1 protein-coding gene is annotated in these 361 nt (G+C 72.0%); it reads right to left on the bottom strand.

Translation table 11 applies throughout. The features are described from left to right. Positions 1-106 precede the first annotated feature (106 nt). Positions 107-361, bottom strand: a 255-nt coding sequence (locus KI686_RS15930) for a hypothetical protein (RefSeq protein WP_237590314.1), incomplete at its 5' end; no start/stop codon positions are given.

The following is a 361-nucleotide window of genomic DNA, read 5'->3' as shown; positions in this document are numbered from 1 at the left end:
GAGGGCTGTGCGCCACAACTCCGGAGATCTGAGGCGTGGGCGCGGGAATTCGGCCTCCCGGTGCGTCCAGCGACAGGCTTCTCCGGAGTTGTGGCCGCGAGGCGCCTCAGACCCGGGCGAGGATCTCGCCGTGCGGGACCAGGTACCAGCCGTCGCCGTCTGCGGCCCACGTACGCCAGGCGTCGCTGATGCGCCGCAGATCGGCTTCCGTCGCCATTCCGGATGCGGTGAGCTGGCGGGCGAGAGCGGACTCCAGGATGCGGTCGGCCCACATCCCTCCCCACCACTCGCGCTCCGCGGGCGTGGCGTAGCACCAGGTGGATGCCGTGGCGGTGACGTCGGTGAACCCGGCGGCGCGTGC

Source organism: Polaribacter sargassicola (assembly GCF_021991835.1).
GTDB lineage: Bacteria > Bacteroidota > Bacteroidia > Flavobacteriales > Flavobacteriaceae > Polaribacter > Polaribacter sargassicola.
The sequence above is the reverse complement of the archived record's forward strand: the minus strand, read 5'-3'. Positions and strand labels throughout refer to the sequence as shown.